This is a genomic window from Duganella sp. Leaf61, assembly GCF_001421905.1.
GTDB classification, from domain to species: domain Bacteria; phylum Pseudomonadota; class Gammaproteobacteria; order Burkholderiales; family Burkholderiaceae_D; genus Rugamonas; species Rugamonas zoogloeoides.
Genome location: NZ_LMLM01000033.1, coordinates 307,973 through 320,928, shown reverse-complemented (window position 1 = coordinate 320,928; position 12,956 = coordinate 307,973). Strand labels below are relative to the sequence as shown.

The following is a 12,956-nucleotide window of genomic DNA, read 5'->3' as shown; positions in this document are numbered from 1 at the left end:
TCAGATAAAGCTTTACTGCCCGAAGGCGCTCTTCGTATGAATACATGGACTACTCCCAAATAGTCCAAGATTTTGTCCGCATCCCCTCTGTATCAGTTTTCAATCGCCGTTGACAAACCGTACACGCGCGTTGATGGGGCTGCAAACGATCAACCATAAGCGCTTCTATCGGGTCATGAAAGAGAACCGTCTGCTGCTGCCAAAAGCGCCCAAACGCCCTCTCAGTAGCCGCGTGCATGACGGTGTAGTGTCGGTGGCTGAATCGAACCAACGCTGGTGCTCCGACGGCTTTGAGATCGCTTGCGACAACGGCGAAGTGGTGACCGGCGTCTTCATGAAAGACTGTTGTGATCGTGAAATCATCGCGTGGCGGGCCTGGGCCGAACGTGGCCTGCCTGGCGAGCCGGTGCGCGACATGTTGGTGGAAGCGGTGGAAGCCAGATTTGGGCAGGCCAGCGTGGGATCGGCCAAGCTGGAATTTTTGAGCGACAACGGCGGCGCCTATCGAGCCCATGAAACGCATGCGCTGGCACGCGCGCTGGGCATCGAGCCTGTGCATACGCCCGTGTGCAGCCCGCAATCGAACGGCATGGCTGAGAGCTTTGTGAACACGTTTAAACGGGACTACGTCAGCCTGATGGACCGCAGCACTGCCGAGGCAGTGCTGGCCCAACTGCCAGAAGCTTTTACGCATTTCAACGAGGTGCATCCCCACTCGTCTTTGAACTTGAAATCACCTCGCATGTACAGGAGGGAGCTGGCACGCCGGGCTCAGGAAAGCGGCGTTAATTAAGCGACAGGCTGTGTCCGGTTATACGGGGGCAAGATCATACTGCAAGCTGACCTGCTTCGCTCACGGAAATCCTCAGTTCGTTACCACACCACGCTGGCGTTTATTGATTTCGGCCACATATCCATCGCGGTTGTAAAAGGCGGTATGTAGTGGTCTAATGTATCCGGACGCGCGAAACGTGTACGCAGAAGCTCAAAGAAAGATGGACTTTGTCTGGCTCGTGACCACGAGTCCGCGCGGGTTCGCAGCGACCTCAAAAGTGTTGCGACAAACCGAATCGATTGTCGTGTTGCCAGGACTACACCCTGAGGTTGCAGTCCAAAAAGCGCCAGAGCTCGAGTTGCTACTTCATCAGATGGCTGACACGGTTGCAATTGGCGAGGTCGGGCTCTATGGCTCGGCAAGATATCGACAGCATTTCGACCTACAAACAAAAATTTTCTCTGCCGTTATTAAGCGTTCCCAGTCCTTGGGTGGGAGAGTTCTTAGCATTCACTCGCGTGCTGCGGCAAAAGAGGTTTTAGACACCCTAGAACAATTCCCCGCGTTTGGCACTGCTGTGCTGCATTGGTTCACGGATTCTGCACCTTTGCTCCGCCGGGCCAGTAACATGGGCTGTTGGTTCAGTGTTGGACCAGCAATGCTCACGTCCGCGAACGGACGAAAGCTCGCCGCGATGATGCCAATGAGCAGAGTTGTATCGGAAAGCGATGGTCCCTTTGCGAAATCCTCTGGCAATCCGATAATGCCGTGGGAAGCCTCAAATGTAGCGGAGCAGTTATCCTTAATTTGGTGTTTGCCAGTAGAAGCCGTCAACGCAGAGTTGCTCAAGAATGGAAAGACGTTACGCTCGAGGCTTACTCGCAAAACGGTCGATGGCAAGTAAGGTTGGGGCCTATCCCCCGTAGCATTCCGCTAAGCAGAAATACGCTCGCGTATTCAGTGCCCCTCAGTGTTAGTGCTCTGGAACGCTTGAGCTCACGGCAGCCGCGACGACGCCGAGAATTCTGCGCGGTAACGTGCAGATTGTGGGAGCGACGCTGCTACACTGTCCATGTCGAAGCGCAGCCACACTAAGCGTCAGCGTCCTCGACCTTTTTTTGGGTATGGGTGAGGGTAGGAACGCAGCAGAGTTTTGTGAAAGTGCGCGTCCATGCGGGCTGCGACGGATTTTAGGGATTCCACCGTCGAATTCCTATTCGAGCAAGTGACACTTAACGTGCATGGCCTCGGATACAGGCTCCCTAGATTTTACGCAACCGGTGTGCAAGCTGTTGATTTTTAACGACGTTCGATTCCGGCCCGGAGCACCAGCCCTCATTTCAGCGGTACCGCGTAAAACGCCATAAACCCTTGGAAATCAAGGTTTTATGGCGTTTTTTCTTTGCGCCATGGCCAACCAAAGGCCCTTTAAAACCGCTGGTTTATGCAGGCCGCCCTGATTGGATGTATCTAGAGCAGAAAATTTGCCACTGAGCTATTTTATCGCGCCATGGTTCACCGCCCCCTGTAGGGGATAGTGACGGTGACAAATATCGGCAGGCTAAGCTGAGTGATATCGCGGAAGAAAATATCTTCAACAGTCATCTCGACGGACACGCGCACAAAATTAGGTTTCGCGTTGCCTCCGCACTGGTGCTGAACACAGTCAATCATCACCAGTGGCGGTGCCCCGCCGGTGCGCAAGTCGCTTGTCATTTCCTGAAATATTTCCCTGGCTACTCCGAACGCGGCTGGCGCCTTAACTGTATTTGTTGCCTCGGCGAGAGGGACTTTCGACATGTAATTGGCTGCGCTTGTCGCTGCGGCATGGGCGACGCTGTAATGGTAGCAATATCGACCGAAGTAGAGCGGGAACGCCAGCAGCAGCAAGAGCAGGGGCAATACCAGGAAGAACTCGACCGCCGCCAGTCCCTGCGCACGTCGTTTGCACTGTCGATGTTTCGCCACGCTCGCCCCTGGAAATTGTTCGGCACCATGCTCCAAGATGACAGATCGACGGCGACAGGCTTTGATCTATATCTTGAGGGGGCTATGCCTCGATTCAGCGCCAGATCAGCTAATGACCGTCCCAAAGCCACCGTTTGGTTGGCGCTGATGTCGTGACGAGCGCGCCACCCATGTTAAGATTTAGGAATAAACAAGATTTCCAGGCCTGGTAGTCCTGGCAGGCCGCAGTACCACCTCCACCGCCAGGCCCCAACAGTCCGCCACGGAGCCCAAGCGATGACGATTTCCGACAGCACCACCACCTTCCGCAATAAAACAGTCGTGCAGTACGATCCCGACAGCGCTTTCGATCCGTCGCCCGACGTGGTCTATCGCCTGGCGCTGGACTATGACGACGCGCGCAAGATGCCGGAACTGATCGATAGCTTCCTGGCGCGGGCCGACAAGGCCACGCTGGAGGCACTGGTGATCGGCATGTGGGGCGAGCCTTACGAAGCGGGCGCCGATGCGGTGATCGCCGCGCTGGCCAGCCACGCGCCGCAACTGCCTGCGCTGCGCGCACTGTTCATCGGCGACATGACCTACGAGGAGTGCGAAATTTCGTGGATCGTGCAGGGCAATTACAAGCCGCTGCTCGACGCCTTCCCGCAGCTGGAAGAACTGCGTATCCGCGGCGGCAACGAGCTGACCATCGAGCCGTTCGCGCACCAGAACCTGCGCAAGTTCACCATCGAATCCGGTGGCCTGGACCAGAAGATCGCGCAAGCGCTGGCTGCGTCCAGCATGCCCAACCTGGAGCACCTGGAACTGTGGCTGGGCGCCGACGATTACGGCTTCTCCGGCGACGTGGCGCTGTACCAGCAAGTGCTGGCGCAACTGGCCACGCCAACCTTGCTCTACCTGGGCCTGCGCGATTCGGAGATCGCCGACGACCTGGCCGCGTGGCTGGCCAACGAGCCTTTGCTTGCCACCGTCACCACGCTGGACCTGTCGCTGGGTACCATCGGCGACGCGGGCGCCGAGGCGCTGCTCAATGGTACGCAACTCGGCAACCTCAAACGCCTGGATCTGTCCCACCACTATATCTCGCCAGCGAACCAGGACAAGCTCCGGGCCTTGCCGTTCGATGTCGTGCTGGCCGATCCCCAGGAAGAGGACCAGTATGACGGCGAGGGCCATCGCTACGTGGCCGTCGGCGAATAATCGTTGGTACGTCCCATGACCGCGATGCTGGTGCTGGCAACAGCCGGCAGCAAGCGTGTGCGGCTGTTGCAGGCCGCGCGCGCGCAGCTGGGTATATCGCCAGCGCGCGTGCTGGAATGGCGCGACTGGCTGAACTTGCCGTCGTTGCTGGAACAGGCGCTCGATCAGCGCTGCCTGTTCAAGATCGAACCGCCCGGCGACGATCCCGCCGCGCACCTGCACCTGCTGCGTGACGGCTGCCGCCTGCTCGACCGGCCGGCGCCGTGCGCGCCCGAGCACGGCGAACTGCTGGCGATGGACGCCTGGTTTGCCGGTTTTGCCAACGCCATGGCGCGGTTGTCGAAGCAGTTGGCAGACCTGCCTGGCGCCAGCGTGGTCAACGCCCCCGACGAGATCTCGCTGATGACCGACAAGCTGGCGTGCCAGCACCACTTGCATGAACACGGCGTGCCCACGCCGGCTTTGCTGGGGCGCGTGACCGGTTACGACCACCTGCAAGCGCTGCTCGCTGAACACGACCTCGATCGCCTGTACCTCAAACCGCGCTACGGCTCCTCCGCTTCCGGCGTGGTGGCGTACCGGCGCAACCGGGCAGGGCGACAGCAGGCCACCACGTCGGCCCGCATCGTGCATGCGAACGGCGGCATCCGGCTGTTTAACGACAAGCGCATCGCGCGCATCGAGCACGCCGCCGATATCGCCGTACTGGTCGATGCCCTGGCCGCGCAGGAACTGTATGCGGAGGCGTGGCTCGACAAGCCGCGCTGCGGCGACAGCCATTACGACCTGCGCGTGGTCGCCATCGGCGGCCGGCCCGCGCACCGGGTGGCGCGCCTGGGCACGCAGATGATGACCAATCTGCACCTCGACAACCGGCGCGGCGACGCCGCCACGCTGCTCCACGCAGCAGACATGGCGGCGCTGGAAGCCACCGTGCAGCAGGCAGCGCGGGCGTTTTCTGGCAGCGGCGTGGCCGGCTACGACCTGGTGGTGCGTCGGGGGCGGGCTCACGTGCTGGAGGCGAACGCTTTCGGCGACCTGCTGCCCGGACTGTTGTGGCAGGAGCGCGATACCTATGCGGCGCAACTGCAGGAGCTGTCCTCATGCCGGACATGAACCTGGTCGTGGGCAGCCACGACGTCGTCTTCATCACGCTCGACACCTTGCGCTACGACGTGGCGCAAGCGCTGTTCGAGGCCGGCGAGCTCCCGGTGCTGGGCCGTTTTTTGCCAGCCACCGGCTGGGAGCGGCGCCACTCGCCCGCCACGTTTACCTATGCCGCGCACCAGGCATTTTTTGCCGGTTTTCTGCCGACGCCGGCGGCGCCGGGCCGCCACCCGCGCCTGTTCGCCAGCGCCTTTGCCGGCAGCGAGACCACGTCGCCGCGCACTTTCGCGTTCGAGCAGGCGAGCATCCCCGAGGCGCTGGCGGCGCGCGGCTACCGCACCATTTGCATCGGCGGCGTCGGCTTTTTCAACAAGCAGACGGCGCTGGGTTGCGTGCTGCCGGCGCTGTTCCAGGAAAGCCACTGGAGCGCCGGCATGGGCGTGGCCAGCCGCCACTCCACCGAAAAGCAGGTGGCGCTGGCGCGCGATCTGCTGGCGCAGAACAGCTGCCGCACCTTTTTGTTCATCAACGTGGCCGCGCTGCACACGCCCAATCGCGCGTATCTGCCCGGCTGCCGCGCCGACAATCTGGAAAGCCACGCGGCAGCCTTGCGCTACGTCGACCAGGCGCTGGCCCCATTGTTCGACGCCTGCGCCGCGCGCGCGCCCACCTTTGCCATCGTTTGCTCCGACCATGGCAGCGCCTACGGCGAAGGCGGCTATCGCGGCCACCGCGTGGCGCACGACAGCGTCTGGAACGTGCCGTATGCGCACTTCTTCATCCCCGCACTTATCGACGCACAAGCAACAGGAACCGCCTCATGAACATTTCCGAACAGCCGGGAACCCTGGCGCAGCGCATGAAGCATACGCCGTACCAGGCATACTCGTACTCGTATCCGCACAAGGCCGCATATCGCTCGCTGCCGCAGGCCACGCCGCTCGCGCCGCTGTGGGCGCAGCAGGACCGCTCCGCGCTGTTCGCCTACATCCACATTCCCTTCTGCGAAATGCGCTGCGGCTTTTGCAACCTGTTCGCCATGGCGCGGCCCGGTGCCGACATGGTCGAACGCTACGTGCAGCAGGTGCTGGTGCAAATGCGCGCGATGGATGGGGTGCTCGGTGCGCGCAGCTTTGCCCGCTTCGCGCTCGGTGGCGGCACGCCGACGTATTTATCGCCAGCGCAGCTCGATACCTTGCTGTGTGGCGCGCGTGACATTCTCGGCATCGACCTGCACGCCACGCCGGCCGGCATCGAAGCTTCGCCCGAAACCATCACCGCCGAACGGTTGGCCGTATGTCGCGCGCATGGCATCGACCGCGTGAGCCTGGGCATCCAGAGCTTTGCCGCCGGCGAGATACGCGCACTGGCGCGTCCGCAGCAGAACGCCACCGTGCATCACGCCATCGGCTTGATCCGCGCGGCGGGCTTTCCGACCCTGAACCTGGACCTGATCTACGGCATCGCAGGGCAGACGGTGGCCAGCCTGCTGGCGTCGCTCGACAGCGCACTGGCGTTCGCGCCGGAAGAGATTTACCTGTATCCGCTGTACGTGCGCGAGCAGACGGTCCTGGGCAAGGTGGCGCGCCGGCAGGGCGCACAAACCCTCAACCCCATCATGCTGGCGCGCGACGGCGACAGCCGGCTGGCGCTGTACGCGGCCGCACGCGACCACCTGCGCGCGCGCGGCTATGTGCAGGTGTCGATGCGCATGTTCCGCGCGCCGCATGCACCGGGCGATGCCGGCCCGTCCTACTGCTGCCAGAACGACGGCATGGTGGGCCTGGGCGCGGGTGCGCGTTCGTACACGTCGCAGCTGCACTATTCGAGCGAATACGCAGTGGCCCGCACGGAGACCATCGGCATCATCGACAACTACCTGGCATTGGACCAGGCGTGCTTCGCCCAGGCCGAACATGGCTACCTGCTCGGGGTGGAAGACCAGCAGCGGCGCTACGTGATCCAGTCGCTGCTGACCGAACCGGGCCTCGATGGCGACGCCTACACCGCGCGCTTCGGCACCGTCTGCGAAGCCGACCTGCCGCAACTGGCCGAGCTGTTCGCATTGGAACTGGTGGAGCGTGACGGACCGCTGCTGCGCTTGAACGACCAGGGCTACGCCTACGCCGATACCATCGGTCCGTGGCTGGCGTCGAGCACCGTACGTGCACTGATGGCAGAAAGCGGACAGGCGTGCTGACAGCGGCCGATGGGGCACTGGCGCTGCTGTACCGGGGCACGCTCTCGAGCTGCAACTACGCCTGCGACTACTGTCCTTTCGCCAAAAAGCAGGACAGCCGCGCCGTGCTGGCGCGCGATGAGCGCGAGGTAGGGCGCTTCACCGAATGGGTGGCCGCCCAGGACCGCGCCATCAGCGTGCTGTTTACACCGTGGGGCGAAGCGCTGGTGCGCCGCCATTACCGCACCGCGATGCATACCCTGGCCACGCTGCCCAATGTGCGCCAGGTGGCGCTGCAAACCAACCTGTCGGGCCCGCTGGGCTGGCTGGCCGACATGGACGAAGCCTCGCGCGCCAAGATCGGCCTGTGGTGCACCTACCACCCGGACCAGACCACGCTGGCGCGCTTTGTCGAGCGGTGCGCGCGGCTCGACGCCATCGGTGTGCGCTACTCGGTCGGCGTGGTGGCGCTGCGTGAACACTACGACGCCATCCGCACCCTGCGCGCGGCGCTGCCGTCGCACATCTATCTTTGGTTGAACGCGTACGACCGGCGCGGGCCCGGCTACTACGCGGCCGACGACCTGGCCTGGCTCGACGCCATCGACCCGTGGTTCGTACAAAGCCGCCGCCCGGCGCCATCACGCGGCAAGGGCTGCCTGGCGGGCGAGGCTGCACTGTCGGTGGACGGCGACGGCACGCTGACGCGCTGCCATTTCGTGCCTGAGATTCTTGGGAATTTGTACCAGGACGAGCTGGCGGATTTGCTGCAGGAGCGCACTTGCCCACGCTTCAAGTGCGATTGCTATATCGGCTATGCCCAGCGCAAGAACTTGCCGTTTCAGCGGGTATTTGGCGCGGGGGTATTGGCGCGCATACTCCCTTGAGACCACCGATCGCCGCCTTGCGGCGGTCTTTTGTTTTTTCGACACAGCCCCAGTCAGTTCTTGACGCCTTGATGTCGTTCGCATACGATTGTCCTTATCGCATCCTTGCGAAAGGGCGGAGCCGTGGCAATCACGGCGTCATTTCCCGCCGCACTGCATCACTCCCCTTGTAGATTCCGCGCCTGTCCCGGCGCACCCACGCCGTTCCCACCCGATCCTCACCATCTCCACGCCGATGTCCGCGCGTGTGCAGGAGCATGTCCATGGAAGACCTTACGCTCGACCAGCCGCGCGCCAACCCCGCCGACTTCGCCGAACCGTCGGCAGGCGCGCAGTTGCACTGCCTCGACCCAGCCAATCGCGCCGACGAAGCCGATACCGTCGCCATGCGCCTCGGCAGCGCGCAGTTCCGCCGCGATTACGGCTTGCGCTACGCCTACCTGTCTGGCGCCATGTATCGCGGCATCGCCTCGCGGCAGATGGTGGTGGCGATGGGGCGCGCGGGACTGCTCGGCTTTCTGGGCACGGGCGGCATGAGCCTGGAGCAGATTCGCACCGATATTATCGCCATCCGCGAACAGCTCGAGCCGCACCAGGCTTGGGGCATGAACCTGATCGCGCAAGTGGCCGACGACGCCATGGAGCGCGCCACCGTGGCGCTGTACCTGGAACTGGGCGTGCACGCCATCGAGGCGTCGGCGTTCATGCAGATCACGCCCGCGCTGGTGCACTACCGGCTGCAAGGACTGGAGGCCGGGCCAGATGGTGCGGTCGTGTGCCGCAACAAGATACTGGCCAAGCTGTCGCGCCCCGAGGTGGCGCGCGAGTTCATGCAGCCGGCGCCCGAACGCATCGTCGCGCGGCTGCTGGCCGAAGGGTTGGTGACCGAGCAGCAGGCACGCCTGGCACGCCACGTCAACATGGCCAGCGACATCTGCGTGGAAGCCGATTCGGGCGGCCATACCGACCAGGGCGTGGCACTGGTACTGCTGTCGGCCATCCAGCGGCTGCGCCGCGAACTGGGGGGCGATCCCCGGTCGCTGCGGGTGGGCCTGGCCGGCGGCATCGGTACGCCGGAGGCGGTGGCCGCGGCCTTCATCCTGGGCGCCGATTTCGTGCTGACCGGCTCCATCAACCAGTGCACGGTGGAGGCGGGCACCAATGACGCCGTCAAGGACCTGCTGCAGGAGATCGACATCCAGGATACGACGTACGCACCGGCCGGCGACATGTTCGAGATGGGGGCCAAGGTGCAGGTGCTGCGCAAGGGCGTGTTCTTCCCGGCGCGCGCCAACCGCCTGTACCTGCTCTACAGCCAGTACGAATCTCTAGCCGAGATCCCGGCCGCCGTGCGCACGCAGCTCGAAGAAAAATACTTCCGCAAGTCGCTGGACGACGTATGGCGCGACACCCGGACCTTTCTTGCCACGCGCGGCCGCCAGGACGACGTCGACAAGGCCGAGACCAACCCGAAGCACAAGATGGCGCTGGTGTTTCGCTGGTACTTCGGGCACTCGATGCGGGCGGCCATCAATGGCGACACCGCCAACCGCGTCGACTACCAGATCCACACGGGCCCCGCGCTCGGTGCCTTCAACCGCTACGTGAAAGGCACGCCGCTGGAGAACTGGCGCGCACGCCATGTCGATCGCATCGGCCGCCAGCTGATGCGCGATGCGGGCGCCCTGATGCTCGAGCGCGTGGCCGCGCTCACCGCCAACTAGAGGAAAGCGAACATGCCACACGTCGGAATAGAAGCGATGAACGTTTATGCCGGCACGGCCTGCGTCGATGTGCGCGCGCTGGCGCGGCACCGCCAACTGGACCTGGCCCGCTTCGACAACCTGCTGATGCTGGAGAAGACCGTGGCGCTGCCCAACGAAGACCCGGTCACCTTTGCCGTTAACGCCGCGCGGCCGCTGGTCGATGCGCTGGCGCCGCAAGAAAAGGACCGCATCGAGATGGTCATCACCTGCACCGAATCGTCGTTCGACTTCGGCAAGTCGCTCAGCACCTATGTGCACCAGTTGCTGGGACTGAACCGCAATTGCCGGCTGTTCGAATTGAAGAATGCCTGCTACTCGGGCGTGGCCGGCCTGCAGATGGCGGTCAATTTCATCCTCGCCCAAACCTCGCCCGGCGCCCGGGTGCTGGTGGTGGCCACCGACATCAGCCGCTTCCTGATGGACGAGGACACGCACGACCAGGACTGGTCGTTTGCCGAACCCAGTGGCGGCGCCGGTGCGGTGGCAATGCTGGTGGGAGAAGACCCGCAGGTGTTCCGGATCGACGTGGGCGCCAACGGCTACTACGGCTACGAGGTGATGGATACCTGCCGCCCGTCGGCCGACAGCGAGGCCGGGGACGCCGATCTGTCCCTGCTGTCGTACCTCGACTGCTGCGAGAACGCGTACCTCGAATACCGCAAGCGCGTGCCGCAGGCGGACTACGCCAGCTCGTTCCAGTACCTGGCGTTCCACACGCCGTTCGGCGGCATGATCAAGGGCGCTCATCGCAGCCTGATGCGCAAGCTGGCGCCGGCTGCATCGGCAGAGATTGAACTGGACTTCAATCGCCGCGTGGCGCCGGGTCTCGACTATTGCCAGCGCGTGGGCAACACCATGGGCGCGGCGATGATGGTGTCGCTGGCCAGCACCATCGCCAATGGCCGCTTCGACACGCCGCAGCGGGTGGGCTGCTTCTCCTACGGGTCCGGCTGCTGCTCGGAGTTCTTCAGCGGCGTGGCCACCAGCGCGGGCCAGGCGCGCCTGCGCACCATGGACATCGGCCGGCGGCTCGACCAGCGCTACCGCCTGTCGATGGCCGAATACGACGAGATCCTCTCTGGCGGCGGGGTGGTGCGCTTCGGCACCCGCAACGCCACGCTGGCCGAACGTTATACGCCGGCGACAACGGACGGGCAGGGCGCCACGCTGTTCCTGCGCCGCATCGAGAACTATCACCGGGAATATGCATGGATGGCCTAACGCCGGCGGGCGCCACCGTGATCACCCGGCGCGAGGGTGACCTGTGCTACTTGCAGCTGCACCGCCCCGATGCCGACAACGCCATCAACGACGCCATGCTGGTCGACTGCGGCGCGGTGCTGCGCGACTGCACGGCGTGGGCGCGGGTGGTGGTGCTCGAAGGACTGCCGCACGTGTTCTGTCCGGGCGCCGACCTGCACGAAGCAGGGCGGTCCCGGCCCGACCGCCAGTCTGCGACGCGCAACGCCGAGGCGCTGTATGGCTTGTGGCTGCTGCTCAAGCGCGGACCATTCATCAGCATCGCGCATGTGCGCGGCAAGGTCAGTGCGGGCGGCGTGGGGTTTGTCGCTGCCTGCGACCTCGTGCTGTGCGCGGACGACGCCACGTTCTCCCTGCCGGAACTGCTGTTCGGGCTGATGCCCGCCTGCTTGCTGCCGTTTCTGATCGAACGCGTGGGCAGCGCGCGCGCCCATGCCATGACCCTGCTGACGCAAGCGGTGGCCGCACCACAGGCGGTGGCGTGGGGGCTGGCCGATGCCAGCGCCGCCGACAGCGCCAACCTGCTGCGCATGCACCTGCTGCGTTTGCGGTTGCTGCCGCGCGACGCTATCGCGCGCTACAAGCGTTACGCCACCAGCCTCGATGGTGGACTCGAAGCTGCCCGCGACAAGGCGGTGGCAGCCAACGCCGAACTGTTTTCCGATCCGGCCACGCACGACAAGCTGGCGCGCTACGCCGCCACCGGCCAATTTCCATGGGAGGTTGTATGAAAACCTGTCTGTTTCCCGGTCAGGGCTCGCAAGCGAAAGGCATGGGCCGCCACCTGTTCGACCGGTTTCCCGATCTGACCGCGCAGGCGGACCAGGTGCTGGGCTACTCGATCCGTGAACTGTGCGTCGATGATCCGCGCCAGCAGCTCAATCAAACGCGCTACACCCAGCCCGCGATTTTCGTGGTGAGCGCGCTGGCGTGGTACGAGCACCTGGCCAGCCACGGCAAGCCCGATTTCGTGGCTGGTCACAGCCTGGGCGAATTCAACGCCTTGCTGGCCGCCGAGTCGTTCGGCTTCGAGACGGGCTTGCGCCTGGTGCGCAAGCGCGCAGAGCTTATGAGCGAGGCAGCCGACGGCGCCATGGCGGCCGTGCTGAACCTGGGCGCAGCCGACATCGAAGCCATTCTGCGCGACCATGGTCTTGACCAGATCGACATCGCCAACCTCAATGCGCCGTCGCAAACGGTGATCTCTGGCGCGCGCGAGCAGATCGCCCGTGCCGCGCCGTTGTTCGAAACAGCGAACGGACACTGCATCCCGCTCAATACCAGCGGCGCCTTCCACTCGCGTCTGATGGAGCCGGCGCGCCAGCAGTTCGAGGCTTTTCTCGCCAGCTTCGACTTTCGCGCACCGGCCATTCCCGTGATCGCCAACGTCACCGCGCAGCCGTACCAGCCCGGTGCGGTGGCAGCCAACCTGGCGCGCCAGATCACGGGCACCGTGCGCTGGCACGAATCCATCGCCTACCTGCTGGCGCTGGACCCGGGCCAGCAGATGGTGGAACTTGGCCATGGCGAAGTGCTGACCAACCTGCTCAAGAAAATCCGCAGCGAGCGGCAGGTGGCGCCGGTGTCCGCGCCAGCCGCCACCGTCCACGAACGCGTGCGCGACTGGAATTTGCGCTACCCGGTGGGTACGCGCGTGCGTTCGGCCATCGTCGCCGGCGCCGTACTGGCCACCCGCACCGAAGCCGTGGTGCTGTTCCAGCACCGCCCCGCCGTGTACCTCGACGGCTACCAGGGTTATTTCGACCTCGACGAACTGCAGCCGGCCTGATATGCCGCTTGCCCAAGGAGCT

11 protein-coding genes and 1 pseudogene are annotated in these 12,956 nt (G+C 64.0%); 11 read left to right on the top strand and 1 reads right to left on the bottom strand.

From position 1 onward, the window contains the following. Nucleotides 1-109: 109 nt before the first annotated feature. Nucleotides 110-793: pseudogene (locus ASF04_RS26410) on the top strand (DDE-type integrase/transposase/recombinase); the annotation flags it as partial. Between the two features lie 157 nt (nt 794-950). Next, nucleotides 951-1,679: a Qat anti-phage system TatD family nuclease QatD gene (gene qatD, locus ASF04_RS27230; RefSeq protein WP_082489037.1), complete on the top strand. Its 729-nt coding sequence runs from the start codon at nt 951-953 to the stop codon at nt 1,677-1,679. Between the two features lie 611 nt (nt 1,680-2,290). Here qatD and ASF04_RS26405 read toward each other — a convergent pair. After that, nucleotides 2,291-2,743 (bottom strand): TadE/TadG family type IV pilus assembly protein, encoded by a 453-nt coding sequence (locus ASF04_RS26405; RefSeq protein ID WP_056148610.1) that lies wholly within the window; start codon nt 2,741-2,743, stop codon nt 2,291-2,293. 276 nt (nt 2,744-3,019) lie between these two features. Between ASF04_RS26405 and ASF04_RS26400 the strand changes: the two genes are divergently transcribed. The 9 genes from ASF04_RS26400 (at nt 3,020) to fabD (ending at nt 12,934) form a co-directional block, all read left to right on the top strand. Then, nucleotides 3,020-3,946: an STM4015 family protein gene (locus tag ASF04_RS26400; protein ID WP_056148607.1), complete on the top strand. Its 927-nt coding sequence runs from the start codon at nt 3,020-3,022 to the stop codon at nt 3,944-3,946. Nucleotides 3,947-3,961: 15 nt separating this feature from the next. Then, nucleotides 3,962-5,062, top strand: a complete 1,101-nt coding sequence (locus ASF04_RS26395) for an STM4014 family protein (RefSeq protein ID WP_056148604.1) — start codon at nt 3,962-3,964, stop codon at nt 5,060-5,062. Continuing rightward, complete coding sequence (locus tag ASF04_RS26390; protein ID WP_056148601.1) at nt 5,050-5,877, top strand: STM4013/SEN3800 family hydrolase; 828 nt, start codon at nt 5,050-5,052, stop codon at nt 5,875-5,877. Before ASF04_RS26395 ends, ASF04_RS26390 begins: the two co-directional genes overlap by 13 nt. Then, on the top strand, nt 5,874-7,253 hold the full coding sequence (locus ASF04_RS26385; protein ID WP_056148596.1) for an STM4012 family radical SAM protein: 1,380 nt from the start codon (nt 5,874-5,876) through the stop codon (nt 7,251-7,253). The genes ASF04_RS26390 and ASF04_RS26385 overlap by 4 nt, the downstream gene beginning before the upstream one ends. Continuing rightward, nucleotides 7,247-8,119 (top strand): STM4011 family radical SAM protein, encoded by an 873-nt coding sequence (locus ASF04_RS26380; protein WP_082489035.1) that lies wholly within the window; start codon nt 7,247-7,249, stop codon nt 8,117-8,119. Before ASF04_RS26385 ends, ASF04_RS26380 begins: the two co-directional genes overlap by 7 nt. A 263-nt stretch (nt 8,120-8,382) precedes the next feature. Continuing rightward, a complete protein-coding gene (locus ASF04_RS26375; RefSeq protein ID WP_056148593.1) occupies nt 8,383-9,843 on the top strand; it encodes a PfaD family polyunsaturated fatty acid/polyketide biosynthesis protein in 1,461 nt (486 codons plus the stop codon). Between the two features lie 12 nt (nt 9,844-9,855). Further along, the gene (locus tag ASF04_RS26370; RefSeq protein ID WP_056148590.1) at nt 9,856-11,106 is read left to right on the top strand and encodes a hydroxymethylglutaryl-CoA synthase family protein; all 1,251 of its coding nucleotides are present in this window, start codon (nt 9,856-9,858) and stop codon (nt 11,104-11,106) included. Further along, on the top strand, nt 11,094-11,876 hold the full coding sequence (locus ASF04_RS26365; protein ID WP_056148588.1) for an enoyl-CoA hydratase/isomerase: 783 nt from the start codon (nt 11,094-11,096) through the stop codon (nt 11,874-11,876). The genes ASF04_RS26370 and ASF04_RS26365 overlap by 13 nt, the downstream gene beginning before the upstream one ends. Beyond that, nucleotides 11,873-12,934: an ACP S-malonyltransferase gene (gene fabD, locus ASF04_RS26360; protein WP_056148586.1), complete on the top strand. Its 1,062-nt coding sequence runs from the start codon at nt 11,873-11,875 to the stop codon at nt 12,932-12,934. Before ASF04_RS26365 ends, fabD begins: the two co-directional genes overlap by 4 nt. Nucleotides 12,935-12,956 lie beyond the last annotated feature (22 nt).